The sequence below is a fragment of the Pseudomonas sp. GW458-11-26-14-LB4 genome, assembly GCF_059423925.1.
Genome location: NZ_JBWKYU010000008.1, coordinates 253,179 through 276,859, shown reverse-complemented (window position 1 = coordinate 276,859; position 23,681 = coordinate 253,179). Strand labels below are relative to the sequence as shown.

Genomic DNA, 23,681 nt, shown 5'->3' with positions numbered 1-23,681 from the left:
TGGGAGCTGGCTTGCCAGCGATGAGGCCCGATCTGACGCCAGAGAATCATTAAGGATACTTGCGCTTGTCCGGTGCCGGCGGGAAGTACTGGTACAACCAGGTTTCGCTCAGCGTGCGATCGTTGGTGCGGATGAACAGTCGCAGCTCAACCGGCTCCACGCTGTCGTTGGTCGGGTACCAGTCGAACAGGATCCGGTAACCCTTGATGTCATCCAGCACCAGCACGCTGAAGTCCTGCACCTTACCGTTGGAGCAAGTCACCACCGGTTCGATCCCGGTGCCCTGCGGCAGGCGATCCAGGCCGCCACCGGTGAAGTCCACAGCAAAGCGACGGGCCCAGACCGGCGGGTAATGCTCACCCGGTGCCCAACCCTCGACAAATCCACCCATGCCCGAACGGGTCGCATGCACCCGCGCCAGCGGCGTGCCGACCGGCGGCAGGGTGCTCCAGTAGAGCTTGTAGCCATAGTTCAGCGAGTCGCCGGCCGCTACCGGTTTCTTCGGCGTCCAGAACGCAACGATGTTGTCGAGGGTTTCGCCGGTTGTAGGAATTTCCAGCAGATCGATGGAGCCTTCGCCCCATGCGGTTGTAGGTTCTACCCACAGGCTCGGACGCTTGCTGTACCAGTCGACGGTGTCCTGATAGTTGGCGAACTCATGGTCGGTCTGCACCAGACCGAAACCTTTCGGATCGGTGTCGGCGAAGGCGTTGAATTGCAGGGTCGCCGGGTTGTTCAGCGGTCGGCAGATCCACTCGCCGTTGCCGCGCCACATGGCCAGACGATCCGAGTCATGAATCTGCGGGTGAATGGTGTCGCACATCCGGCGCTCGTGGGTGCCGCAGCTGAACATGCTGGTCATCGGGGCGATGCCCAGTTGCTCGATGGCGGTACGGGCATTGATGTGGGCGTCGACTTCCATCACCACGCGCTCGGCCTGGCAGTCGATGTCGAAGCGATAGGCGCCGGTCGCGCTCGGCGAGTCAAGCAGGGCGTAGACCACAAAGCGGGTCGCGTTCTGATCCGGAGTTTCGAACCAGAATTTGGTGAAGTCAGGGAATTCTTCGCGTTTCTTGGCGTAGGTGTCGACCGCCAGGCCACGGGCGGAGAGGCCATATTGGCCAGTGGCGTCCACCGCGCGGAAGTAGCTGGCGCCGAGGAACGACACCACGTCATGCCGATCCAGCTCCGGTGCCTTGAACAGCTTGAAACCGGCAAACCCCAGATCGCCCTTGAGCTGCTGGGTGTCGACCGAGGTGTTCTCATAGTTGAACAGCTGAGGGCGGAAATGCACCTCGCGGGCCGTGCGAGTCTTCGGATCGACGCTATACATGCGCACCGGCTGGCGAAAACCCATGCCGACGTGGAAGAACTGCACATCGAGCTGACCCTTGTTCTCCTTCCACAGCGAATGCTCGCCGTCGTAGCGGATCGCGTTGAAGTTTTGCGGGGTCATGGTCGCCAGGGTCGGCGGCAGCACCTGTTTGGTGTCCTGATACGCGCTGCCGGCCAGTTGCTTGGCCTGGCGCTTCAGCGTTTCGAAGTCGAAGGCCAAGGCCTCACCGTCGGCGGCACCGCCAGAGGCGGCCCAGGCGCGTGCGGCGAGCAGGCCGGAGGCGGAAAGGCCGGTGTAAGCCGCAATGGCCATGGACGCTTTGAGCAAATTCCTGCGGTGCATAAATACAACCTGTCGTGGACAATCCCGCGCCGTTCCTGGCACGTACTGGATCAGAAATTACGGTTCGGACAAGCCTTCGGCCAAACGCTACGGACTAGTAACAGATGCCCGCTAGCTTAATCGGTTCGCCGATTTTGCAAAATTCATTGATAGCACGGCGACAGCGTCTCAATGAAACAAGACGTTACGGTTATTTATCTCACAGACTTTTCTGATTTATAGGGCATATCTGCTTTTTTCGACTAATTACTCTAAAAACAGCTTTTCAGCGCCGATTTAATTTCTATTCTATGGGCATCGCCGGTCACGACTCATCCGACCGGCAGGGCTCAAATCGCTGCTTAAAGGAGCAGGGCGATGCGGTTTTCGAAAATTTCTGACGTACTGGAAAAGGACATCGTCCATGACAAAAGGACAAGGCATCACCGAAATGTTGGGCATCTTTCCCTGCCTCACCAACGTCCGGCGAAGACGCCGGCTCAGTCCTGACGAACTGAAACTGGTGGAGCGTTACCGGGAGTTGTCGGAGAGCGACCGGATTGCGATGCGGTATCTGGTGGATGCGATGAGGAGTGTTTCGCGGTTTTGAAGTGAAAAACCAAAGGGGTGGACTGTGAAGTTCGCCCCTTTTTCATTCTTGAGACTTACCGGGGATACTGCGGTTGCATCCACCCCTTCGACAAGTTGGGTGGCGAACCGAGTGGCGTTCGAAGTCGGGTTACTTCCCGTCAACACGGCAAACCCGGAAGGCCCGCGCCACGCGGCCCGCCATAACGCAGAACTGAGGTTCGGAATAACCACAGTTCAATGAAGGGCAAACACCGTGTTGACAGATTTCCGGCTTCGACCTCAGCTAATAATTGGGCTGCAACGGGACAAAGCCTATCGGTCAGGCGCTAGCGGCGCCAAGTCTACTCTGCTGACGCCATTTGTAGGAAAGGGGACTGAATGCTGAGGGTTCGGTCTGTAGGAAGCGAGTAACTGACGCTGAAAGAAATCAGCCCCGAAATTGTGATAAATCCGGGGCTGTTTTTCTTAGCGACTAACTTTCCAGGCATCCCCAGCCGGCGCCTTCCCATGGTCATACGGCTTGCCAATCCACATATAAATCAACCCCAGCCCAATCACGATCGCCGTGCTCAGCACCATCGCGTAGTTGATGTACCACGCCGCATCCGGCGTGCGCGGCCAGGCCATGTTGATGATTGCGCCGACGCCGTACACCAGCGCGCCGATGCTCACCGGCCAGCCCCAGGCGCCGAGGGTGAATTTGCCGCTCGGTTTCCAGCCTTTGCTGCGGGCGTACAGGGCGGCGAGGACGATCATCTGGAACGCGAGGTAGATGCCGATGGCGGCGAAGCTGACGATGGTCGCCACGGCGTCTTGCAGGAAGAAGCCGAGGGCGATGATCAGGCCGGGCAGGACGCCGGACACGAACAGTGCGGCAACCGGCACCTGGGTCGTAGGAGAAATCTTTTTCAGCAGTCGGCTGCCGATGACCATTTCATCGCGAGCGTAGGAATACAGCAGACGACTCGCCGCCGCTTGCAGGCTGATGACGCAGGAGATGAAGGAAATCATTACCACACCCATCACCACTTTCGAGCCGACCGGGCCGAAGGCGTTGTTGAGGATGGTGGTGACCGGGTCCTTGTCGGTGCCGTTGATCACCGCCTGCATGTCCGGCACGGCGAGGATCAGCGCCAGGCAAGCGAACATCGCCGCGATGCCGCCGATGTAGATGGTCATGCGCATGGCCACCGGGATTTTTGCGCTCGGATTCGGGGTTTCTTCGGCCACGTCGCCGCAGGCTTCGAAGCCGTAGTAGAGAAACATCCCGGCCAGCGAGGCAGTGAGGAAGGCCGGTAGGTAGGAGCCGTCGACGCTGATGTCGAAGGTGTTGAACAGCACGCTGATCGGCTGGTGGCGCTCGAAAATCAACAGGTACACGCCGACGATCACCGCGCCCACCAGTTCGCAGAGAAAGCCGAACATGGCGATCCGCGCCAGCATTTTGGTGCCGCTGAGATTCACTAGGGTGGCGAACAGGGTCAGCACCAGGGCGATCACGATGTTGGTGTTGTTGCTCGGCTCAAAACCCAGCATGGCCGCGAGGTACGGGCCGGCGCCGACCGCAACGGCGGCGATGGTCACGCACAGGGCGATGGAGTAGATCCAGCCGACCATCCATGCCCATTTCTTACCCACCAAGCGACGCGCCCAAGGATAGACACCGCCGGAAATCGGGAACTGCGACACCACTTCGCCGAAGACCAGGCACACCAGCAATTGACCGCAACCGACCAGCAAATAGGCCCAGAACATCGGCGGCCCGCCAGCGGCCAGGCACAGGCCGAACAAGGTATAAACCCCTACGACCGGTGACAGATAAGTGAAGCCCAGCGCGAAGTTTTCCCACAGGCTCATGCTGCGGTTGAAGTTGGAGGTGTAGCCCAGCTGGCGCAGTTGTTCGGCATCGCTGTCGGCAACGGCGGCTGAGAGATCGGGTGATGCACTCATGTGTGTTTGCTCCGTGAAATCGGCAGATTTCGGATGGCCGAAACCGTGGCGGGGCTTGGTAAGCGCCGCCCGGATCGGTAGTTATTGTTTTGAATGCCTGGTGATGCGTAATGCCGGTTTTCTTCCTGAAACCGGAGTGACGCCATCGCTGGCAAGCCAGCTCCCACAAGAGCTGCACTGAACCCTGTGGGAGCTGGCTTGCCAGCGATGCTTTTAGTGCTTGAACATCACATGCCGAACCGTGGTGTAGTCCTCCAGCCCGTACATGGACATGTCCTTGCCGTAGCCGGACAGTTTCTGACCGCCGTGCGGCATTTCGCTGACGAGCATGAAGTGCGTATTCACCCAGGTGCAGCCGTATTGCAACCGCGCGGACAGGCGATGGGCGCGTCCTACATCCGCGGTCCACACCGAGGACGCCAGGCCGTAGTCCGAATCGTTGGCCCATTCCAGTGCCTGGGCTTCATCGGTGAATTTGGTCACCGACACCACCGGCCCGAACACTTCACGGCGGACGATTTCGTCGTCCTGCTGCGCATCGGCCAGCACCGTCGGTTCGAAGAAGAAGCCGTTGCCTTCGACAGCCTTGCCGCCAGTGATCAAACGAATGTGCGGTTGCGCCACGGCGCGTTCGACAAACCCGGCCACGCGGTCGCGATGCTGGGCGGTGATCAACGGCCCGAGTTCGGTGGACGGATCATCCTGCAAGCCGTACTTGATGCTGCTGACCGCCGCGCCGAGCTTCTCGACGAACTTGTCGTAGATGCCTTGCTGGGCATAGATCCGGCACGCGGCGGTGCAATCCTGGCCGGCGTTGTAGAAGCCGAACGTGCGAATGCCTTCGACCGCCGCATCGATGTCGGCGTCGTCGAAGATGATCACCGGAGCTTTGCCGCCCAGTTCCATGTGCATGCGTTTGACGCTGTCGGCGGTGCTGGAAATGATGTTCGAACCAGTGGCGATGGAGCCGGTCAGCGAGACCATGCGCACTTTCGTATGGGTCACCAGCGGGCTGCCTACGCTCGGCCCACGCCCGAACACCAGATTGAGTACACCGGCCGGGAAAATATCCGACGCCAGTTCGGCCAGACGCAACGCAGTCAGCGGGGTTTGTTCCGACGGCTTGAGCACCACGGTATTACCGGCGGCGAGAGCCGGGGCGATTTTCCAGGCGACCATCATCAGCGGGTAGTTCCACGGCGCGATGGAGGCGATCACACCCACAGGGTCGCGGCGGATCATCGAAGTGTGGCCGGGCAGGTATTCGCCGCCGGCCGAACCGCTCATGCAACGGCTGGCGCCGGCGAAGAAACGGAACACGTCGGCAATCGCCGGAATCTCGTCGTTCAGCGCGGCGCTGTAGGGTTTGCCGCAGTTGTCCGATTCCAGTTTCGCCAGCTCTTCGCCGTGGGCTTCGATGGCGTCGGCGAGTTTGAGCAGCAACAGCGAACGGTCCTTCGGCGTGGTCTGCGACCAGTCTGCGAAGGCACTGTCGGCGGCGCGCACGGCGGCATCGACCTGGGCCTCGGTGGCCTCGTTGATTTCCACCAGCACTTCGCCGCGCGCCGGGTTGAGCACCGGTTGCGCCGGGCCTTCTCCGTTGACCAGTTGGCCGTTGATCAAGAGTTTGGTTTGCATGTTGTTGTCCTCTTTCTACTGCAAATTCAGGGTGGGAAAGGTCAGGGAAATCATTTGCCGCCGCTGCCGGCCACGCTCTCGCCACCCCGGGTCAGGTAGTAGGCGCCGAGGATCGGCAGCATGGTCACCAGCATCACCAGCATCGCCACGACGTTGGTCACGGGTACGTCCCGTGGGCGGCTCAACTGGTTGAGCAGCCACAGCGGCAAGGTGCGTTCATGGCCGGCGGTGAAGGTGGTGACGATGATTTCGTCGAACGACAGCGCAAACGCCAGCATGCCGCCGGCGAGCAGCGCCGAGCCGAGATTCGGCAGGATGATGTAGCGGAAGGTCTGCCAGCCGTCGGCGCCGAGATCCATCGACGCTTCGATCAGGCTGTGCGAGGTACGGCGTAGACGAGCGATGACGTTGTTGTAGACGATCACCACGCAGAAGGTCGCGTGGCCGACGATGATGGTGAACATCCCAGGCTCGATGCCCAACGTCTTGAAGGTCGCCAGCAGCGCGATCCCGGTGATGATCCCCGGCAGTGCGATGGGCAGGATCAGCATCAGCGAAATGCCCTGTTTGCCGAAGAAGTCCCGGCGGTACAACGCCGCCGAAGCGAGGGTGCCGAGCACCATCGCGATCAGCGTGGCGATGGCCGCGATCTGTAAAGACAGCTTGATCGCTTCCAGCACATCCGGCCGCGAAAACGCCACGCTGAACCAGTGCAGCGTGAAGCCTTTCGGTGGAAAGCTGAACGCCGCGTCTTCGGTGTTGAAGGCGTAGAGGAAGATGATCAGGATCGGGAAGTGCAGGAACACCAGCCCGCCCCAGGCTGCAATGCGCAAACCTAATGACGCGCGCTCAGAGTGCATCGAAGGCCCCCAGTCGTTTGACGATGGACAGGTAGATGGCGATCAGCACGATGGGCACCAGCGTGAATGCCGCAGCCATCGGTATGTTGCCGATCGCGCCTTGCTGCGCGTACACCATGCTGCCGACGAAGTAGCCCGGTGGGCCCACCAGTTGCGGCACGATGAAGTCGCCCAGGGTCAGCGAAAAGGTGAAGATCGAACCGGCTGCGATGCCCGGCACCGACAGCGGCAGAATCACTTGCATGAAGGTCTGGCGCGGCTTGGCCCCGAGGTCGGCGGAGGCTTGCAGCAAGGATGGCGGCAGGCGTTCCAGCGAGGCCTGGATCGGCAGGATCATGAACGGCAGCCAGATATAGACGAACACCATGAAGCGCCCCAGATGCGAGGTCGACAAGGTGCTGCCGCCGACCCCGGGAATCCCCAGAATGAACTGCAGAACCGGCTCCAGTCCCAGGTGCTGAACGAACCACTGCGCCACGCCGCCCTTGGCCAGCAGCAGCGTCCAGGCGTAGGCCTTGACGATGTAACTGGCCCACATCGGCATCATCACCGCGATGTAGAAAAACGCCTTGGTCTTGCCGGTGGTGTAGCGCGCCATGTAGTAGGCAATCGGGAACGCGACGATGGCGCTGGCGATCGACACCACGACGGCCATGCTCAGTGTGCGCAGGATGATGTCGAAGTTCGACGGCTGAAACAGTGCGGCGAAATTGGCCAGGGTCAGGTCGGGCGTGACCGCCATGGTGAAGTCGTCGAAGGTGTAGAAACCTTGCCACAACAGCACCAGCAGCGAGCCCAGATAGATCGCGCCGAACCACAGCAGCGGCGGCACCAGCAGCATCGAAAGGTACAGATTCGGCTTGCGATAGAGCAGGTTGGAAAACCTGCGCAACGGCGCCGATTGAGGGAGGGCGAGGGCGGTCATGTCACACCCCGCTCGCAACGGTGTCGTGCAGCGGAATCATCGCTTCCCGCGCCCAGCGTGCGCTGATTCGCTGACCGGTCTGGTGCTGCGCGCTGCTGTCGATCCATTGATTGTTGGCCTGGCTGATGCTCAGGGTCTGGCCGTTTTCCAGGGTCAGTTCATAGCGCGTGGCGCTGCCCTGATATTGAATGTCGTGAAGCAGGCCGCTGACTTCGATCTCGTGACTGGCCAGCGGGCCTTCGGCGAACCGCACGTGTTCCGGGCGGATCGAAAACGGCTGCGGATGACCACTGAGCTGGCGCGCCAGATCGCCACGAATCACGTTCGAGGTGCCGACGAATTCGGCGACGAAAGTCGTGGTGGGTTTCATGTACAGATTGCGCGGCGTATCGACCTGCTCGATGCGACCCTTGTTGAACACGGCCACGCGGTCGGACATCGACAGCGCTTCGGTCTGGTCGTGGGTGACGAAGATGAAAGTGATGCCGAGCTGGCGTTGCAGCTTCTTCAGTTCGCTCTGCATCTGTTCCCGCAGCTTCAGGTCGAGGGCGCCCAGAGGTTCGTCGAGCAACAGCACTCGCGGGCGATTGACCAGGGCGCGGGCGAGGGCGACACGCTGGCGCTGACCGCCGGACAACTGCACCGGTTTGCGGACGCCGTAGCCGCCGAGGGCGACCATGTCCAACGCTTCTTCGGCGCGTTTGTGGCGCTCGTTCTTGTTCACGCCTTTGACTTTCAAACCGTAGGCGACGTTGTCCAGCACGTTCATGTGCGGGAACAGCGCGTAATCCTGAAACACCGTGTTGACGTCGCGTTGATAGGGCGGCAGTCCGGCGGCTTCGGCGCCGTGAATGCGGATCGAGCCGGCGCTCGGTTGTTCGAACCCGGCGATCAGGCGCAGGCACGTGGTCTTGCCCGAACCGGAGGGGCCGAGCATGGAAAAGAACTCGCCGTCCTGGATATCGATGGAAACCCGGTCAACGGCCTTCACCTCGCCGAACTGCCGGGAAACGTTGGTGAACTGGACTGCAAGCGTCATGGTGCGGTGCTCCGAAAAGGCGAGGGCCGTCGCAGCGGCCCTGCCTGGACTTCTGAAAAAACTGGATCGTTTGGCGGTGTATGCGATGGTTTTTGGCTAACTCATCTGGTCGATACGCCGCGATCTGCTTTTAGCTCCCTCTCCCTCCGGGAGAGGGCGGGGGGTGAGGGCAGCTATTTCAGCCATTGCTCCAATTTCAAAAGCAAAGTCAAAAGCCACCCCCTCATCGGCACGCCGCCCGCCCAGCCCTCTCCCCCAGGGGGGCGAGGGGGAAAGGGAGCAGACCGCGTTGTTCCAAGTTTTATCTACCGCCCATAATCGCAATGTAGTCCTGCGTCCACCGGCTATACGGCACAAACTTCCCACCCTCAGCCTGCGGGGTTTTCCAGAACGCGATCTTGTCGAACTGATCGAACCCGTTGGTCTTGCAGCCTTCAGCGCCAAGCAACTCACTGCCCTGACACGCCGCCGGAACCGCCGGCAACGAACCGAACCATGCCGCCACATCACCCTGGACTTTCGGCTGCAGTGACCAATCCATCCACTTGTAGGCGCAGTTCGGGTGCTTGGCCTCGGCGTGCAGCATCGTGGTGTCGGCCCAGCCGGTGGCGCCTTCTTTCGGCACGGTCGACGCGATCGGCTGTTTCTCGTTGATCAGGCCGTTGACCTGATACGGCCAGGCGCTGGACGCGACCACGCCTTCGTTCTTGAAGTCGCTCATCTGCACCGTGGTGTCGTGCCAGTAGCGGTGGATCAGCTTCTGCTGGGCACGCAACAATTCCAGCACAGCCTTGTACTGATCTTCGGTGAGCTGGTAAGGATCCTTGATCCCCAGCTCAGGCTTGGTGGATTTCAGGTAGAGCGCCGCGTCGGCGATGTAGATCGGGCCGTCGTAGGCTTGCACACGGCCCTTGTTCGACTTGCCGTCAGGCAGATTCTGTTCGGCGAACACCACGTTCCAGCTGGTCGGCGCGTTCTTGAACACGTTGGTGTTGTACATCAGCACGTTCGGGCCCCACTGGTACGGGGTGCCGTAGGTTTCCTTGTTGACCACATACCACGGCGCGTCTTTCAGGCGAGGGTCGAGGGACTTCCAGTTCGGGATCAACGCGGTGTTGATCGGCTGCACACGCTTGCCGACGATCAACCGCAACGACGCATCGCCCGACGCCGTCACCAGGTCGTAACCGCCCTTGGCCATCAGGCTGACCATTTCGTCAGAGGTGGCGGCGGTTTTCACATTGACCTTGCAGCCGGTTTCCTTCTCGAAACCGGTCACCCAGTCGTAGGCCTTGTCGCTTTCACCGCGTTCGATGTAGCCCGGCCAAGCGATGATATCCAGCTGGCCTTCGCCGGCGCCGACGGCTTTCAGCGGCTCGGCGGCCTGCAGGCTGGCGCTGGCCAGCAGGGCCATGGTGATTGCACTGAGCAGTGCGGTCTTGTGCACGAACATGGTGAACCCTCTTCTTCAAATTATGGTCGGGGCAGTTGTGAACGCGATGAAGCATGCCGTGGTCGGCTTGTTATTAGCGTAGTCAGAGATGCTGGCCGTGGCGGGCCATGATGTGCCGCACCACGCTGTAGTCCTGTAGCGAATCGCTGGATAAGTCTTTGCCGTAACCGGAGCGTTTCAACCCGCCGTGGGGCATTTCGCTGACCAGCATGAAATGGCTGTTGATCCAGGTGCAGCCGTATTGCAGCCGTGCGGCAACCTGCATCGCCTTGTCCAGGTTCTGGGTCCAGACCGACGAGGCGAGGCCGTATTCCGAGTCGTTGGCCCAGTCCACCGCTTGCGCCAGTTCATCGAAGCGGGTCACGGTCACCACTGGGCCGAACACTTCGCGCTGGACGATTTCATCGCTCTGTTTGCAACCGGCCAGCAGCGTCGGCTGATAGAAGAACCCTGCGCCGGAATGCACCGCTGCGCCGGTCACCCGTTCGATGTGCGGCTGACCGAGGGCGCGCTCGACGAAACTGGCCACGCGGTCGCGCTGGCGGGTACTGATCAGCGGCCCGATTTCGTTGTCGGCGTCGCGTTTTCCGGCGAAGCGCAGGCTGCTGACTGCCGCGCCAAGCTCAGCGACCAATTTGTCGTGAATCCCGGCCTGGGCGTAGATCCGGCAAGCCGCCGTGCAATCCTGCCCGGCGTTGTAATAGCCATAAGTGCGCACACCTTCGACCACGGCTTTAAGATCCGCATCGTTGCAGACGATCACCGGAGCCTTGCCACCGAGTTCGAGGTGCGTGCGTTTGAGGGTTTTGGCGGCGGCCTGAAGGATTTTCTGGCCGGTGACGATATCGCCGGTCAGCGACACCATCCGTACTTTCGGATGCCCGACCAAGTGACTACCAACGCCTTCGCCGCCACCGCAGACGATGTTGATCACCCCGCGCGGCAGGATCTCGGCCAGCGCCGGGGCCAGCGCCAGAATCGACAGCGGCGTGTGCTCGGAAGGCTTGAACACCAGCGTATTGCCGGCGGCGAGGGCCGGGGCGATCTTCCACGCGGCCATCATGATCGGGTAGTTCCACGGCGCAATCGACGCGACGACGCCAATCGGATCGCGGCGCACCATGCTGGTGTAGCCAGGTAAGTATTCGCCGCTGAGCTGGCCGGTCTGGCAGCGCACGGCGCCGGCGAAAAAGCGAAACACATCGACGGTCGCGGTCAAATCATCCTGCCGTGCCAGATGTAGCGGCTTGCCGCAGTTCAGGGCTTCGAGGCGGGCGAGGTGGTCAGCGTGTTTTTCGACGGCGTTGGCGATTTCCAGCAGGAAATTCGAGCGTTGTTGCGGGGTGGTGCGCGACCACTCGGCAAAGGCGCGGTGGGCGGCGAGGATGGCGGCTTCGACTTGCTCGGTGCTGGCTTCGGCGATCTGGGTCAGGACTTCGCCGGTGGCCGGGTTGAGGATCGGTTCGACAAAACCCTGTCCTGCGACCAGTTCGCCGTCGATCAGCAACGCGGTGTGCATGTGGGTCTGCGCGCCAGCCATTTTCCGTGATCTCTTTTCTTGTATGGCCATGTTGCTCCCTGTTCCGGGAGCCGACCGTCTTATAGATGCAGCAAGACTAGTGCGCGGCTCCGGGGTCGACAAATTCTAAATACTGAAGGTGGCATTCGATTAAATAGATGGCTTTCGTCCGCCGTGAGGCTGCTCGCGGGCCACGGTCAGGAAAGGATCGACCAGCGCGGGGCGGGCGGTGCCGCGACGCCAGGCCAGACCGACATCGAGGGTCTGGTTGAGGTCGGCGATTGGCCGGGCCTCGATGATGTCGCCTTCCAGTGACCATGGGCGATAAGTCATGTCTGGCTGGATCGAAACGCCGAGGCCCGCCGCCACCAGACTTCGTACTGCTTCGGTGGACGCGGTTCTGAGGGTGATCTTCGGTTGCAGTCCGGCGCCGCGCCATAGACGTTGGGCGTTGCGATCCATCTCGTCGACGTTCAGCTGAATCAACGGCTCCCGGGCGACATCGGCGAGGTTGATGCTGTCGTGTTCCAGCAGCGGATGCTGGGCCGGCAGCCACAAACGGTGCGGCGAGTGGGTCAATACTTCGGTCTGCAGGGCGTGGCGGTCTTCGAGGTTGGAGAGGATCAGCACACCGACATCGATCTCGCCACTGACCAGCAAATGCTCGATGTACGGCCGTTCGTCCTCCATCACCCGGATCTCGACATTGGGGTAGGCGCGCTGGAATCGGGTCAGCAAATCCGCCAGGTAATAACCGGCCACCAGACTGGTCACGCCGACGATCAACTGCCCGGCGATCTGATCGGTACTCTGTTGCAGGCTGCGTTTGGCGTTGTCCACGGTTGCCAGAATCAGGTGCGCCTGGCGCAGGAACTGGTGGCCCTGATGGGTAAGGGTCATGCCCTTGGCGTGGCGATTGAACAGGCTGACGCCGATTTCTTCCTCCAGTTGCTGGATGGCCAGGGTCAGGGTCGATTGGGAAATGAACGCGGTTTGCGCGGCGGCGGAGATTGAGCCGGTCTCGGCCACGGCGATGAAATGGCGGATCTGACGCAAGGTCATCATGGAAGGATTACCCGGTGGGCAGTTTTTATAGATTGCCTCGAGTGTATATCTATTTTCGCGAAGGGCTGCGGTGGGCCAGGCAACATCTGGAAGCACACTCGCACCCAAGTGACGGGCACTTTCGAACTAGGCTGAGGGCCTTATTGATCCGGATAACCCCTGTTTGGAGACGGAACATGAACACCCGTGGATTGCTCGATCAACTCCTCAAGTCCGGCCAGGATCTACTGCAGAACAAGGCGGGCGGAGCGCAGAACAAACCGGCCGCCGGTGGTTTGGGCGGCTTGCTGGGCGGATCTTCCAGTAATGGCGCACTCGGCGGTTTGCTGTCAGGCGCAGGCGGCGGTGCTCTGGCGGCCGGCGCCATGGGCCTGCTGCTGGGCAGCAAAAAGGCCCGCAAGGTTGGCGGTAAAGTCGCCCTCTACGGTGGCCTCGCCGCCCTCGGCGTGATCGCCTACAAAGCGTACGGCAACTGGAACGCCCAGAAAGGCACCGCCCCGCAGAGCGAACCGCAAACGGTCGATCGCCTGCCACCGGCGCAAGTCGAACAACACAGCCAGGCCATCCTCAAAGCCCTGGTCGCCGCCGCCAAGGCCGACGGCCACATCGACGACCGCGAACGCCAACTGATCGAAGGTGAATTCACCAAACTCGACAACGATCAGGAACTCAAACACTGGCTCCACGCCGAACTCAACAAACCCCTCGACCCCACCGACGTCGCCCGCGCGGCTAGCACGCCGGAGATGGCCGCCGAAATGTACGTGGCGAGCGTGATGATGGTGGATGAGGAGAACTTCATGGAGAAGAGCTATCTGGATGAACTGGCGCGGCAGCTGAAGCTGGAGCCGGGGTTGAAGGTGGAGTTGGAGAGGCAGGTGAGGGTGGCTTTGGTGTAAGCGGAGGTATTCAGGTTTTTATGAGACAGGGCAGGGGATGTTAAGGTTTGGCCCTTGACGCACCTTATAAGGATATTGCCCGTGTTACGTCAGTTTTTACTCGCCCTTCCGGCCATGTTTTTTCTGGCCGGTTGCGGGCCGAGTCCGGCTCATTGCCCGTCAGCAAGAGCCTGACACCGGAAAAAGTCGCGTCGATTGCGGAAACTATTAAAACCAAGTATCCGAACCTGTCCAGCGAGATGCGCGAAAAGGTACTCGACACCGTAGTTCAGTCGATTGACAATATGGTGTTTGTCGAAGGTGGCCAGTTTGATATGGGCGACTTTGGCTGGGCTTGTGAATACGACGAAACGGATGTTTGCACCTGGCCTTGCGGGCAAGAGCCGGAGCAGCTTTGTCATATCAGCAGTAATGGCGATGATGACTTTGTTTATTCGGTAAATTTGAGCTCTTACTATCTCTCTAAATATCAAACTACTGTGCGTGATTTTGATGTGTTTTTTATAGCGCAGGGCAAGGAGGTGTTTGATGTTAAATTTCGAGAGAGAGAAGATTTAAAGAGTATGTATTCTCCCAGGCTTCCTGCGCCGCCCAAAACATGGCAAGAAGCAAAGGACTACTGTCTGTGGATAGGTGGTATTAGTGGTTATACAGTAGATCTTCCAACCGAAGCGCAATGGGAATTTGCTGCCAGGAGTCGGGGTGCGCATATATTGTTTACAACTAATAGTGGAAGTCTGGATTGCGGTAAGAATTTTCCGATTGAAGGGGTGGGGGAGACGTTCTTCGTTGATAGGTTTCTTCCCAATTCGCTAGGTCTTTATAATATGTCCGGCAATGCAACCGATTGGGTAAATGATTGGTATGGTAAGGACTACTATGAAAACTCTCCAGTCGATAATCCGCAAGGTCCAGAAATCGGGAAGCAGAAAGTAAAGCGCGGCTCAAATTACCCGGAGGCGCCATTGTCGGCCGCTGCTGTTGTTAGGCGCTGGCCTGAGAATCCAAATGAGGAAGCGTATTATCCGGGCACGAGTTTTCGCTGTGCAATTCAAACAGATAAGCCGCTTTAAACAACAAAAGGCGAAGGTTTATTTTAAATGTGTCAATCAGTCATCTTTTTTATCGTCGAAGTCCTTGTGGCCGCTGACTAAGCCGACAGCCTCATCAATGATCACGCACGTCAACTGATCGACGAATTCACCAAACTCGACAATGATCAGCAACTCACACCCTGGCATCACACCAAACCCAATCACCCCTTGAGCCTGCCGACGTTGCGCATGGCGAACACGTCGGAGATTGCAGGGGAGGTGTATGTGCAGAGCGTGATGATAGGAATGGAGAGGTGGTATCTGGATGAGCTGGCTCGGCATTTGAGCTGGGGCCGGGGTTGAAGGTTGAGTTGGAGAGGCAGGGAAGGATTGGCTTTGTTGTAAGCAGAGGTATTCAGGTTTTTGTGAGATACGGCAGGGGATGTTAAGGTTTGGCCTTTGACGCACCCTATAAGGAAATTGCCCGTGCTACGTCAGTTTGTGCTTGCCCTCCCGACCCTGTTTTTTCTGGCCGGCTGCGAGGCCGAATCCGGCCCATTGCCAGTCAGCAAAAGTCTGACACCGGAAAAGGTCGCGTCGATTGCGGCAACCATCAAAACCAAGTATCCCAACCTCTCCACCGATCTGCGTGAAAAGGTCCTCAACACCGTAGTGCAGTCGATTGACAATATGGTGTTTGTCGAAGGTGGCCAGTTTGATATGGGCGACTTTGGCTGGGCTTGCGAATACGACGAAACGGATGTTTGTACTTGGCCTTGCGGACAGGATCCGGACCAGCTTTGTAATATCAGCAGTACTGGCGATGATGACTTTGTTCATCCGGTCAAATTGAGTTCCTATTATTTTTCAAAGTTTCAAGTCTCGCTGGGTGATTTCGATTTGTTCTTTGTTGCAAACGGAAAACCTCTGTTTGATGCTGAAAAACGCGAACGTGAGGATTTGAAGTTTCGCTATCAACGTGATTTGCCTGCATTTACCAAAACTTGGCAAGAGTCCAAGGATTATTGTCACTGGATTGCCAGTCTTAGCGGTTATTCGGTGGATTTGCCTACCGAGGCGCAGTGGGAGTTTGCTGCCCGTAATCGCGGCCAACATATTCTTTTTCCTACTGATACAGGTAGTTTGAATTTTGGGAAAAACTATCCTGTGGAAGGAGGGGGTAGAACGTTTTCAATTGCTAAATTTCCACCCAGTCCACTGGGTATTTACAGTCTTGCAGGTAACGCGACTGACTGGGTTAATGATTGGTACGATGAGGAATACTACCGACAGTCACCAGTGGAAAATCCTCAAGGACCGGACAAAGGTACATATAAGGTTAAGCGAGGCTCCTACTATCCAGAAGGCCCAATGTCCGCCGCATCTATAGTTAGACGCTGGCCGGATAAACCAGAACAGGAAGCCTATTATCCTGGTACTGGTTTTCGCTGCGCTATTCAGTCAGAGGGACGTCTGCAATGACTGCTTTTTCAAGCGTTTTTTGCATTGGTGAAGATGACAATGTTGGTCTGGCGGTAGCGATGCTCTTAGATGTTTTAGGATGATAAGGATGTTGTCAGTTTTGTGTCGGTGGGTATTCGTCTTTGCAGTGTTTTTTATAATTTTCGGCTGCAAAGCAGAACATGATTCGCTGCCAGTCAGTAAGAGCCTCAGTTCGGAAAAGGTCGCATCGATCGCGGAAACTATAAAGACTAATTACCCGAATCTCTCCACTGAACTGCGGGGGAAAGTACTCAATATGGTAGTTCAGTCGATTGATAATATGATTTTTGTCGAGGGAGGCCAGTTTGATATGGGTGACTTTGGCTGGGCGTGTGAGTATGACGAAAGAAATGTATGTGCTTGGCCATGCGGGCAAGATTCGGATCAGCTTTGCAGTATAAGTCCTGATAGTGATGATGATTTTGTGCATTCGGTAGTGCTGAGTGGGTATTACATTTCTAAGTTTCAAGTGGTTCTGGGTGATTTTGATTTGTATTTTTTTGTAAACAAAAAGTCTCTATTCGATCAGGAGTACCGAGAGCGTGAAGATTTAAAATTTAGATATCAGCCTAATTTACCTGCGCCAACTCAAACTTGGCAGGAGGCCAGAGATTATTGCCAGTGGCTGGGGGACCTAAGTGGCTATGCGGTGGGGCTGCCGACTGAAGCTCAATGGGAATACGCTGCGCGCAGTCGTGGGAAAAAGTTTTTGTTTCCTACGGACAGTGGAAGTCTGGACTTTGGGAGGAATTTTCCAGTCGAAGACGAGGAGAATAACTTTCCAGTGGATCGCTTCGCACCTAATCCATTGGGGATATATGGTTTTTCTGGTAACTCGACTGATTGGGTTAGTGACTGGTACGGTAAAGACTATTACAAAGTCTCTCCTCTTGAAAATCCGCAAGGACCAGAATTTGGTACTCAAAAAATCAGGCGCGGCTCAACGGTCTTGGAAGCTCCATTATCTGCCGCGCCAATGGTCCGTCGCTGGGCTGTGAGCCCAATGCAAAAATATCATACGGGTGACGCAGGTTTTCGATGTGCTGTTCAGTCAGTATCATTAAATTAGTATAGAAGTTAAGGCGCTGAAAGCGCCTTTAATTAAGCCAAATTGTCAAAGTGGCTGCTCCGTCTTGCTGCTATCAACGTCTTTTCTTTACGCCAAGGCTGGCCGGGGCTCCACGCAAGCATTCCATATTCCTGCGCCCTGCTGTCGGTATTTACTGCTAACGTTCCAATGAAACGGTTAAATTGTTGCTGCTCCTTCCCATCAAGTAAGGAGTTTAGTCGATTCAGGCTTTTCATTGCATTAACCTTGCTGCCATCTTTTGAGCAGCATTCTAATACCTCAATGAAGTGTCTCCAGCTGCGTAGATGGGAAAGTAATAATACAGCAGCTTTTTCCTGGTCTTCAGCCCAGCTTTCCACAAAGCTTTCGGTTAATAAATGAAGCATCGGGCCAATGGTTTCAGGTGGTAAAATTTCAAGTGGTATTTTCTTGTTTTTTATTTTAATGGCCTGGTTGTTGATTAGATATTTTGCGAGGTTTTGGGCTTCTACCTTAGTTGCCTGTCGATCGTCCCACCAAAGTCCAATCTTCCGAAAGCCCTCATCAAATGCTTCGCCTGGCTGCGTAGCTATTCTGAACATTCCTCTTGCCATATAGTTGAAGGCATCCTTACTCACCGCCAACTGATAGTGGAAGTCTGCTTTTGATAGCGCGTTGCAAAAGACATAGATCAAATCACCAATTTTTTCTAAGTCTATCGACGTACCAAAGCCACCACCTGCACCCGGTCCGAAAACTAAGCTTGCCTTGCAATTAATTGCCAACCGGTCGGCGCGAATTTCGATACCAAAATCAAAACTCGCTCCGATTCCGAGTGCGACATTCCCCTCCGCCTTGATTTCCACCAGACTCGACCAGTCCGTACTCCCACTGTCATTCGCCTGTCCGGGCGTGATCTTGCCCACGCCTTGTTTGGTGGAATCAAGCCACTTCAACGTTCCGGTTATGGTTCCGCCACCTTGAACGCCCGCGAATGCGTTGCCCTTCAGGCCGAGGCTGCCGCCGCGTTTCTTGTCGACGGCCAGGTCGGGCGTACTCAACAGCGCGGTCACACCGGAGGCTTCTGCTTCCTTGGGTTTGTATTGGGCTTTGGCACCTGCCTGGCCTTGCGCGGTGGCGCCAAGGAAGCAAGACAATTCCACCTTGCCGTCGAGCCGGAAGATGCCGATGTCGCTGACCACTTCCTTGCCTTCGGCATTGCGGTACGGCATGCGCACCACGTAGCCACCCTGGTCGGGAAAGTAGCTCTTGAGTGCAACGGAGCCTTCAGCCAGAGAGATTGCTGCGCTGCCTTTGACGCCGAGTTCGATGTTGCCTTTGCCGGGTTCCCAACTGTTGATACCGGCACTGGCCGTGGCAGCGAAACGGAACGCGTGGGCTTCGGCCGACACCGCGTACATCGCGGAGTCCGCTTCGTTGGAGGTCCAGGAGCATTCTTTGTGCAGAGCGTTGAGCAGGTTGTCGTCCTTGCTCGTCCACGATGTGAATTTGGCTTCCAGGCTGCCCAGAGGGCTGGTCTTGCGACCATCATTGACCGCCGTACGAATGTCCTTGATCAGATCCTTGGCCAGATTCTTGTCCAGTGGTTTGCCTTGCATCACCCTGGTAGGGACTTTGACACTCCAGGTGAGTTGTTCTCGGGTGCGCACCGGGATGTAGTGGCGGCGAGACGGGTCACGGAAGGAAATGTATTCGACCACCGTAATCCCGGTTTTGACCTGCTTGCCTTTCTGGGTGTCCGAGGCTTTCCCTTTGCCATGTTTGATGTCTGGTGCTGCACCGTTGGCACTGGTGGAGCTGTCGCCGGCTTCAGCTTTGCCTTGTGCGGCAATCCGGTTGCGCAGTGACTGAATCTCCGCGTTGAGCTCGGCAACTTTTTTGGCTTGCAGGCCTTCCCAGTTGGTCTCCAGATAGTTGCCTTCGAACGCGGGCTGCGGCTTGTAGCGCTGATACCAGTCACGGGCCTTTTGCACGGTCGCCAGTTGGCCTTGCAGATCCTCCTTGCGCTCGATGACAGTTTTCGGTTTTTCCACTGGGGGAGGGGAACGTTGCAGCAGGCCTGCTTCCTCGGCCTTGGCGTTCCAGTCATCTTTGACACAACGCGAGCAGGAGCAGCCAGCCTGCGGATCCTTGGTCTTGGCGCATTTGCTGGCTTCGGTCGCCTTGGCCAGATTCTGATGCAGCTCGTCCATGAGTTTTTTGACGAGGTCGCTCTGCTGCTTGAGGTCTTTCGACTCTTTTTCAGTCAGTACGTAAAAGTGTTCATCTCCGGTGATGTGTACGACATCGACCAGTTCGTCCTTGCACTCGACGGCACCTTTGACAGCCGTCGTGCTTTGGTTGTCGGCGTGTTTGGATGGTGGCAGGGCTTTGGCCGCAGGTAATTTCAGTACCCAGCCGACCTTGATGTGATTGGGATCTGTGATGATCGGGTTCAGTCCCCGAAGATCCGCCACGGAGCATTTGTTGGCGGCGGCAATGCTGCCAAGAGTGTCGCCGCTCTTAACGGTGTAGGTGTTGCTCATTGCGCATCGTCCTTGTGATTCACAGGCTTTCCAATTGCATCAGCTTGTCGCCCAGCGCGACGTCGTCACGCGCCAGTAATTCGGCGGCCGGTGAGTGATCCCAGAAACTGTCCCCACGCTGGATGGCGACTCGAAGCCATCGCTCCTGGTCGGCCATTTGCTCGTAGCCCATGTCCTGGCCGGCGAGCAATTGGCGGTGGACGAATTCGACGGCGTCCTCCGTGGGCAAGACTTCGTGATAATCGTCGGCAAAACGAGTCGCTATCACCTTCAGCCGGCCCTGCTCGATCAGCGCCTGGCGCTCTTGGCTCAAATACAGCCAGCCCGGAGCCTGAGTTTCCGTTGAAGCGCTTTGAGGCGACTTGGCGTAATACCTCCAGCCGATCTCGTTGCGCCAGGCTATGCCACTGAAGGGGCCGATGAATTGAGCTTTTTCAGCTTCGCTGAGGCTGAGTAGCAGAGGCTCCAGCCAGCGCGGTTCATAGAAACGCATCATTTGCTGAGGGTCTTCATCGGTTTTCACGGTCAGCAGACTGCGCCAGTGTTCAATGCCCTGATCCAGCAAGGCCGGATCACTCAACCAGGCGACACACCCTGCATCGGATTGCTCCAGCAGTTCGCTGGCGTAACTCGCAGCCGAATGCTTTTCCGGGTACATGACGACGTAGGGGCCAGCAGGCTGGAGCTCGGCGTAAAGCGTGTTTGTAAACAATGGAATACAGCTGGGCCTGGATTGTTCTTCACCTCGAAACAGGTGGCTCAGCAGGTCCGGATCAAAACTGCGATCCAGAATCAGGCACATTGCCTCGGTTGTCGCAGGCTGCTCGAAAGGCGACTGGATGGAGTTAATCATGCTGACGCTCCCGTCTGGTGAACCGGACAGCACCCGGTCGCGTCGAGATGACATGACGGCGTCGGCAACAGCACGCCTGCCTTTGACTGTGCCTTGAAGGCGCCGAGGGAGGGTTTGACGACTTGGCCAGCCTTGTCGGCATCCGCCTGCTTCAACACGCCCGGCAGCAGTGGGGCGGCCCCCGTGCCACTCCCCGGTCCACCACCCGAGTTGATGTTGATCGCCGGCCCGCTCATGGTCACGCCGCCGCCATCGATCTTGATGAAGCTGCCACCGCCGACCAATGTCAGTTCAGCCCCAGCCTCCAGCACCACTTTCATGCCGCTGCTCAGGTGAATTTCCTGGCCGGCGTCGATGAATTGCCCGGTGCCGATCTTGATGTGCTGGTTCACGCCCACGGTCAGGTGATCGTTGGCGCGGGCTTCGACTTTGCGGTCTTCGTAGACGGTGTGGTGTTCTTCGGCCTTGAATTCCGTGTAGCTGTTCTTTTCCACGACGTCGTGGCGTTCGTTGCCGACGCGGATTTTCTGGTCGTGTTCGATGTTCTCGTCCCAGTCGCGCTGGGCGTGGAGGAAGATCTGTTCCTGGCCTTTCTTGTCTTCGATGCGCAGTTCGTTGAAGCCGCCGCCACCCATCGAGCTCAGGGTCTTGAAGGTGGTGCGGGTCTTGTTCGCCGGCAGGGCGTACGGGACGGTGTTTTCCTTGTGGTACAGGCAGCCGCTGATCAGCGGCTGGTCGGGGTCGCCTTCGAGGAAGGTGACCAGCACTTCCATGCCGATGCGCGGGATGGCGATGCCGCCGTATTGGGCGCCGGCCCAGGCGGAAGACACGCGCAGCCAGCAGCTGGTCTTGTCGTCGGCCTGGCCTTCACGATCCCAGTGGAACTGGACTTTCACGCGGCCGTATTCGTCGCAGTGGATTTCTTCACCTTTAGGGCCGGTGACCACGGCGCTCTGGCTGCCGAGGATGCGTGGTTTCGGGTGGCGCAGGGGCGGGCGGTTCGGCACGTCCCACGGGGTGGCCTGGAAGCGGTTGCGGTAACCCTGATGGAAATCGTCTTTCAGCGCGGTGGTGTCACTGGTCACCGACTCTTCCAGCACCTGCGGCTGCTTGCCTTCGTGGTGGACTTCGGTGAGCAGCCACAGGTCATTCCACTTGGCCTTCGGGTGTTCTTTCAGCGCGAGGAAATGGCCGCTGACCAGCAGAGGTTGGTCGCTCTTGCCTTCCGCGAGCTGGAAGTCGCTGCGGTGGCGTTCGAGGGCGCGTTTGGCCAGGTGTTTGCCGCGTTCGCGGTCGACGAAACGGCCCGGGTAATCGTAGTCCTCGAGGTCGGGCAGGGCGTCGCCGCGGTTTTCGCTTTCCAGCGTCAGGCGCGGTTTTTCGAAGTCGTAGTCGCGGCGGGTGGTGCGGCTGGTGCGGGTTTCCAGACGCAGGTCGAAGCGCTTGATCACCGGGTTGCTGGCGACCATGCCGGAGTCCTGCTGATAGGCCACCGGCGCCAGTTTCTTGAACACCGTCTGGTCATCGCCGAACACCAGTTTGTGGCCCGTGGCGCTGTGCTGGAAGTGGTAGTGAATGCCTTCTTCTTCGCACAGGCGCTGGATGAAATGCAGGTCCGATTCGTCGTACTGCACGCAGTAGATGCGCTCCGGGTAGATCGAGCCGGTCTGGAAGGCGTAGGCGTTGCCCTGGATGCCATGATCTTCGAGGACCTTGCCGATGATTTTCGGCACGCTGAGGTTCTGGAAGATCCGCTGGTTGATCCGGTGCGCGAGATACGCCAGTTGCGGGCGCAGGGTCACGGAGTAGCGCGTCAGGCGCTTGCCGGAATCGCCTTGCGCGGCGCGGTAGATCAGGCCGTGGATGCCGCTGCCGTCGGGCGACAGCTGCAGGAAGGCCGGTTTGTGCAGCAGGGTTTCGAGGTCCAGCGACGGCTGCTCACTGACCAGCTCCACCTCGAATACGAAAGGCTGGCTGATGGCTTCCCGGCCGGTCAGGGTGAATACCTGAAAATCGGCGGAAAGACCTTCGATGGTCAGGGCAAAGTGGGTTTCATTGGCCGGCGCGAACATCCCTTGTTCCTCGTGCTGTACAGCGGCGTTCGTCGATGACCGTCAAGCGGTTCAACGCACGCGAAATTCTGGAGGGGCGTAAACAACATCGACCAGCAGAGCTGGCCGATGCTTGAAACGATCAGCCGTAATTAAACGACTGGAGCACGCCAGTCATCGGAACCCGAAGTACCGGATACTTCGTGGGTCCAGGTGATTTTGCGGTAGGTGAACTGCACTTCTTCCAGGTGGGTGAAGTGGGCGTTCGATGGATCCTGGCAGTTGTGCATTTTGTTGTTGATGGCGACGATGATCGCGTCTTCCAGTTTGGTGGTGTAGTAGTGCTCTTGGGTACCTTGAGCCGAAGTGCGGTACCACTGGATAACGATTTCGCTCATGCGCTCGCCGGAGGTCAGAGCCGCTTGCAGCAGAGGCGAAGCCTTGTCGTAGACCTTGGTGATGATCACTGGCTTGTGAACGCGCTGACCGGTTGGCTGACCGGATTGCGGGTCACGCGGGATGATCACGTCGTGGCTGAACGCCTGAACCATGACCTGGTCTTCGTGACCTTCCTGGTAGGTGTTGCCAACGGAGTCGGCGGTGAAGGCGCCGGCAGTGATCAGGCCTTGTTTTTCGCCGGTAACCGACATGTACGCTGGTGTTGCCATGGGAGGTGCTCCTTGCGGATAAAGTTAGGGTGCCCGGGAGGCGAAATCGCCCGGTGGGTGGCTGACTGTTATCAAGGAGCGTGCCAGCTTTTGCCACGTCCCCGGTAGCCGGGGACTTCGCCGCTCTGGCCCGCGGGTTTGAGCGTTTTTTGAACAGCAATGAAAGCAAAAGTGCGCAACTTCTTGCGCAGTACTGCGCAAGAAGTTGCGCACTCGGCTACAGGCGACGGTAACCGGGGGCTGTAGCGAAGTCAGGCGGCGATTTCGCGAAACAAGTGCGCAAGAAGTTGCGCACCATGGCACATGGCTACCGTGCCTGCAGATCATCTAAACCCGAAATGGCCAATCCATCGCCCCTTTTTGCCATTGCGTCACTGGCACG

Annotated in this window: 19 protein-coding genes; 5 read left to right on the top strand and 14 right to left on the bottom strand. The window is 58.1% G+C overall.

What is annotated here, in order from left to right; translation table 11 throughout:
* Positions 1-49 precede the first annotated feature (49 nt).
* Entirely contained in the window at positions 50-1,678 is a 1,629-nt protein-coding gene (locus tag AC07XZ_RS13545) for a glucan biosynthesis protein D (RefSeq protein ID WP_102688608.1), read from the bottom strand.
* A 403-nt stretch (positions 1,679-2,081) separates the two neighbouring features.
* Here AC07XZ_RS13545 and AC07XZ_RS13540 point away from each other — a divergent pair, with 403 nt between their 5' ends.
* A complete protein-coding gene (locus AC07XZ_RS13540) occupies positions 2,082-2,267 on the top strand; it encodes a hypothetical protein (RefSeq protein WP_007954656.1) in 186 nt (61 codons plus the stop codon).
* Positions 2,268-2,713: 446 nt separating this feature from the next.
* Here AC07XZ_RS13540 and AC07XZ_RS13535 read toward each other — a convergent pair whose 3' ends face one another.
* From AC07XZ_RS13535 to AC07XZ_RS13500, 8 genes are all read right to left on the bottom strand, one after another.
* A complete protein-coding gene (locus AC07XZ_RS13535) occupies positions 2,714-4,198 on the bottom strand; it encodes an APC family permease (RefSeq protein ID WP_102688607.1) in 1,485 nt (494 codons plus the stop codon).
* Positions 4,199-4,411: 213 nt separating this feature from the next.
* Positions 4,412-5,836, bottom strand: a complete 1,425-nt coding sequence (locus AC07XZ_RS13530) for a gamma-aminobutyraldehyde dehydrogenase (protein WP_102688606.1) — start codon at positions 5,834-5,836, stop codon at positions 4,412-4,414.
* Between the two features lie 50 nt (positions 5,837-5,886).
* On the bottom strand, positions 5,887-6,696 hold the full coding sequence (locus AC07XZ_RS13525) for an ABC transporter permease (RefSeq protein WP_102688605.1): 810 nt from the start codon (positions 6,694-6,696) through the stop codon (positions 5,887-5,889).
* Positions 6,686-7,621 (bottom strand): ABC transporter permease, encoded by a 936-nt coding sequence (locus AC07XZ_RS13520; RefSeq protein ID WP_102688604.1) that lies wholly within the window; start codon positions 7,619-7,621, stop codon positions 6,686-6,688. Before AC07XZ_RS13520 ends, AC07XZ_RS13525 begins: the two co-directional genes overlap by 11 nt.
* Position 7,622: 1 nt before the next feature.
* Positions 7,623-8,660: an ABC transporter ATP-binding protein gene (locus AC07XZ_RS13515; RefSeq protein WP_102688603.1), complete on the bottom strand. Its 1,038-nt coding sequence runs from the start codon at positions 8,658-8,660 to the stop codon at positions 7,623-7,625.
* A gap of 301 nt (positions 8,661-8,961) precedes the next feature.
* Positions 8,962-10,113 (bottom strand): putative ABC transporter substrate-binding protein YdcS, encoded by a 1,152-nt coding sequence (gene ydcS / locus AC07XZ_RS13510; protein WP_102688602.1) that lies wholly within the window; start codon positions 10,111-10,113, stop codon positions 8,962-8,964.
* Between the two features lie 82 nt (positions 10,114-10,195).
* Positions 10,196-11,683, bottom strand: a complete 1,488-nt coding sequence (locus AC07XZ_RS13505) for a gamma-aminobutyraldehyde dehydrogenase (protein ID WP_102688601.1) — start codon at positions 11,681-11,683, stop codon at positions 10,196-10,198.
* Positions 11,684-11,782: 99 nt separating this feature from the next.
* Complete coding sequence (locus AC07XZ_RS13500; protein WP_102688600.1) at positions 11,783-12,697, bottom strand: LysR family transcriptional regulator; 915 nt, start codon at positions 12,695-12,697, stop codon at positions 11,783-11,785.
* Positions 12,698-12,873: 176 nt separating this feature from the next.
* Here AC07XZ_RS13500 and AC07XZ_RS13495 point away from each other — a divergent pair, with 176 nt between their 5' ends.
* A complete protein-coding gene (locus tag AC07XZ_RS13495; protein WP_102688599.1) occupies positions 12,874-13,596 on the top strand; it encodes a tellurite resistance TerB family protein in 723 nt (240 codons plus the stop codon).
* A 47-nt stretch (positions 13,597-13,643) separates the two neighbouring features.
* Positions 13,644-14,669, top strand: coding sequence for a formylglycine-generating enzyme family protein (locus AC07XZ_RS13490; RefSeq protein ID WP_256590597.1), 1,026 nt, complete (start codon positions 13,644-13,646; stop codon positions 14,667-14,669).
* A 36-nt stretch (positions 14,670-14,705) separates the two neighbouring features.
* Here AC07XZ_RS13490 and AC07XZ_RS13485 read toward each other — a convergent pair whose 3' ends face one another.
* Complete coding sequence (locus AC07XZ_RS13485) at positions 14,706-14,972, bottom strand: hypothetical protein (protein ID WP_146023265.1); 267 nt, start codon at positions 14,970-14,972, stop codon at positions 14,706-14,708.
* Positions 14,973-15,116: 144 nt separating this feature from the next.
* Between AC07XZ_RS13485 and AC07XZ_RS13480 the strand changes: the two genes are divergently transcribed.
* The gene (locus tag AC07XZ_RS13480; RefSeq protein WP_102688598.1) at positions 15,117-16,112 is read left to right on the top strand and encodes a formylglycine-generating enzyme family protein; all 996 of its coding nucleotides are present in this window, start codon (positions 15,117-15,119) and stop codon (positions 16,110-16,112) included.
* A gap of 88 nt (positions 16,113-16,200) precedes the next feature.
* Positions 16,201-17,202 carry a formylglycine-generating enzyme family protein gene (locus AC07XZ_RS13475; protein ID WP_102688597.1) on the top strand — a complete coding sequence of 334 codons (1,002 nt, stop codon included), beginning with the start codon at positions 16,201-16,203 and terminating at the stop codon, positions 17,200-17,202.
* 32 nt (positions 17,203-17,234) lie between these two features.
* Here the strand turns inward: AC07XZ_RS13475 and AC07XZ_RS13470 are convergent, their stop codons facing one another.
* From AC07XZ_RS13470 to AC07XZ_RS13455, 4 genes are all read right to left on the bottom strand, one after another.
* Positions 17,235-19,727, bottom strand: a complete 2,493-nt coding sequence (locus AC07XZ_RS13470) for a LysM peptidoglycan-binding domain-containing protein (RefSeq protein WP_102688596.1) — start codon at positions 19,725-19,727, stop codon at positions 17,235-17,237.
* Between the two features lie 19 nt (positions 19,728-19,746).
* The gene (locus tag AC07XZ_RS13465; RefSeq protein WP_102688595.1) at positions 19,747-20,634 is read right to left on the bottom strand and encodes a DUF4123 domain-containing protein; all 888 of its coding nucleotides are present in this window, start codon (positions 20,632-20,634) and stop codon (positions 19,747-19,749) included.
* Positions 20,577-22,652, bottom strand: coding sequence for a type VI secretion system Vgr family protein (locus AC07XZ_RS13460; RefSeq protein WP_207252604.1), 2,076 nt, complete (start codon positions 22,650-22,652; stop codon positions 20,577-20,579). The genes AC07XZ_RS13465 and AC07XZ_RS13460 overlap by 58 nt, the downstream gene beginning before the upstream one ends.
* A gap of 131 nt (positions 22,653-22,783) precedes the next feature.
* Positions 22,784-23,299 (bottom strand): Hcp family type VI secretion system effector, encoded by a 516-nt coding sequence (locus AC07XZ_RS13455; protein WP_039767797.1) that lies wholly within the window; start codon positions 23,297-23,299, stop codon positions 22,784-22,786.
* Positions 23,300-23,681 lie beyond the last annotated feature (382 nt).

Coding starts and splice junctions, on each gene's coding strand:
- AC07XZ_RS13545 (WP_102688608.1), bottom strand. CDS start 1,678: ATGCACCGCAGGAATTTGCTCAAAGCGTCCATGGCCATTGCGGCTTAC.
- AC07XZ_RS13540 (WP_007954656.1), top strand. CDS start 2,082: ATGACAAAAGGACAAGGCATCACCGAAATGTTGGGCATCTTTCCCTGC.
- AC07XZ_RS13535 (WP_102688607.1), bottom strand. CDS start 4,198: ATGAGTGCATCACCCGATCTCTCAGCCGCCGTTGCCGACAGCGATGCC.
- AC07XZ_RS13530 (WP_102688606.1), bottom strand. CDS start 5,836: ATGCAAACCAAACTCTTGATCAACGGCCAACTGGTCAACGGAGAAGGC.
- AC07XZ_RS13525 (WP_102688605.1), bottom strand. CDS start 6,696: ATGCACTCTGAGCGCGCGTCATTAGGTTTGCGCATTGCAGCCTGGGGC.
- AC07XZ_RS13520 (WP_102688604.1), bottom strand. CDS start 7,621: ATGACCGCCCTCGCCCTCCCTCAATCGGCGCCGTTGCGCAGGTTTTCC.
- AC07XZ_RS13515 (WP_102688603.1), bottom strand. CDS start 8,660: ATGACGCTTGCAGTCCAGTTCACCAACGTTTCCCGGCAGTTCGGCGAG.
- ydcS (WP_102688602.1), bottom strand. CDS start 10,113: ATGTTCGTGCACAAGACCGCACTGCTCAGTGCAATCACCATGGCCCTG.
- AC07XZ_RS13505 (WP_102688601.1), bottom strand. CDS start 11,683: ATGGCCATACAAGAAAAGAGATCACGGAAAATGGCTGGCGCGCAGACC.
- AC07XZ_RS13500 (WP_102688600.1), bottom strand. CDS start 12,697: ATGATGACCTTGCGTCAGATCCGCCATTTCATCGCCGTGGCCGAGACC.
- AC07XZ_RS13495 (WP_102688599.1), top strand. CDS start 12,874: ATGAACACCCGTGGATTGCTCGATCAACTCCTCAAGTCCGGCCAGGAT.
- AC07XZ_RS13485 (WP_146023265.1), bottom strand. CDS start 14,972: ATGCCGAGCCAGCTCATCCAGATACCACCTCTCCATTCCTATCATCAC.
- AC07XZ_RS13475 (WP_102688597.1), top strand. CDS start 16,201: ATGTTGTCAGTTTTGTGTCGGTGGGTATTCGTCTTTGCAGTGTTTTTT.
- AC07XZ_RS13470 (WP_102688596.1), bottom strand. CDS start 19,727: ATGAGCAACACCTACACCGTTAAGAGCGGCGACACTCTTGGCAGCATT.
- AC07XZ_RS13465 (WP_102688595.1), bottom strand. CDS start 20,634: ATGTCATCTCGACGCGACCGGGTGCTGTCCGGTTCACCAGACGGGAGC.
- AC07XZ_RS13460 (WP_207252604.1), bottom strand. CDS start 22,652: ATGTTCGCGCCGGCCAATGAAACCCACTTTGCCCTGACCATCGAAGGT.
- AC07XZ_RS13455 (WP_039767797.1), bottom strand. CDS start 23,299: ATGGCAACACCAGCGTACATGTCGGTTACCGGCGAAAAACAAGGCCTG.